Annotated in this window: 1 protein-coding gene; it reads left to right on the top strand. The window is 67.4% G+C overall.

Features of this window, described 5'->3' with window-relative positions:
* Window positions 1-41 precede the first annotated feature (41 nt).
* A protein-coding gene (locus tag Aau02nite_RS45540) for an IS3 family transposase (protein ID WP_246595948.1) occupies window positions 42-1,276 on the top strand; the annotation gives its coding sequence in 2 pieces (ribosomal slippage) (window positions 42-321 and window positions 321-1,276; 1,236 coding nt in all).
* Window positions 1,277-1,306 lie beyond the last annotated feature (30 nt).

Genomic DNA, 1,306 nt, shown 5'->3' with positions numbered 1-1,306 from the left:
GGGTTTGATGGAGACATCGAAGCCTGGGAGGAACACCAGCGATGCCGGCACCGAAGAAGTACAACGATGAGCTGCGTGAGCGTGCGACCCGGTTGGCGGTCGAGGCCCGCCGGGACCCGGCCTCTGCGGTCGGGGCGATCCGGCGGGTCGCCGACCAGCTCGGGATCCACCCGGAAGCCTTGCGGGGCTGGGTGAAGAAGGCCGAGACCGACGCCGGTGACCGGCCGGGCACGACCACCAGCGATGCCGAACGCCTCGCGGCTCTCGAGCGGGAGAATCGTGAGCTGCGGCGGGCGAATCAGATCCTGAAGTCCGCGGCGAGTTTCTTCGCGGCGGAGCTGGACCGTCCGTCGCGATGACAGTCGCCTTCGTCGACTCCCACCAGGCCGAACACGGTGTCCAGCCGGTCCTGCAGGCACTCCAAGACACGCCGGCACAGATCGCACCGTCGACCTACTACGCCGCCAAGGCCCGCCCCGCCAGCGTCCGCCGGCGCCGCGACGCTGAACTGACCGCGATGATCGAGAAGATCCACGCCGAGAACTATGGCGTCTACGGAGCCCGCAAGATTTGGCACGAGCTGCACCGACGCGGCGTGCGGGTAGCGCGGTGCACCGTCGAACGGCTGATGCGCGCCGCCGGGCTGCGCGGGCTGCTACGCGACAAAACGCCGCGCACGACCCGCCCGGCCGCGGAGACCGACCGGCCTCGTGACCTGGTCAAACGCGACTTCACCGCCATGGGACCGAACCAACTGTGGGTCGCCGATCTGACCTACGTACGCACCAGCGTGGGCTGGGTGTATGCCGCGTTCGTCCTGGACGTGTACTCCCGCATGATCGTCGGCTGGCAGGTCGCCACCAGCCTCTACACCGACCTCGCCCTCGACGCGCTGAAGATGGCGATCTGGCGCCGCCAGAATCAGGGCGCTGACCTGCAAGGACTCGTGCACCACTCGGACCGGGGAGTCCAATACCGAGCGATCCGCTACAGCCAACGACTCGCCGAGGCCGGCGCCGTCGCCTCGGTCGGCTCCAAGGGCGACTCCTACGACAACGCCATGGCCGAAGCGTTCAACTCCCTCTACAAAGCCGAACTCGTACGGAATAAGGGCCCCTGGCGCAGGCTCGACGACCTGGAAATGGCCACCGTCGAATACATCGACTGGTACAACAACCGGCGGCTGCACGGCGAGCTCGGGCACATCCCACCCGCCGAGCACGAGGCCCTACACGCGATGACCCAGCCGGTCACCGCACCCCTGAAAACCAGTTAGCCAACTCTCCATCAAACCCGGGGCTTGACA

The organism is Actinoplanes auranticolor, from assembly GCF_018332655.1.
In the GTDB taxonomy this organism is placed as follows: Bacteria; Actinomycetota; Actinomycetes; order Mycobacteriales; family Micromonosporaceae; genus Actinoplanes; species Actinoplanes auranticolor.
This window is presented reverse-complemented; position numbering and strand designations above follow the sequence as displayed.